Source organism: Fructilactobacillus sp. X2R1C1 (assembly GCF_059901435.1).
The window spans coordinates 1-232 of record NZ_JBWXUV010000169.1; the positions used below are offsets into that span (position 1 = coordinate 1).

Consider the following 232-nt stretch of genomic DNA (forward strand, 5'->3'; position numbering starts at 1 on the left):
TTAATGGAGAAAGTAAAATAATTATAAATATATAAGGAGAAAAACAATGGCTGATAAAAAGACGGAACATTTACCAAATTTAGCAACTTGGTCAATATTAGCATTAACCTTAGGTTGTTTTGGTATTAATATGGCTGGATCAATTCAAAGTTCTCAAATGGGAAGAATTTTCCAAACGATTGGTGCTGATCCAACTAATTTAGGATATTTTTTCATACTTCCACCATTAGTT

1 pseudogene is annotated in these 232 nt (G+C 29.7%); it reads left to right on the plus strand.

From position 1 onward, the window contains the following. Nucleotides 1–46 precede the first annotated feature (46 nt). Nucleotides 47–232: pseudogene (locus AC6UDG_RS07915) on the plus strand (MFS transporter); the annotation flags it as partial.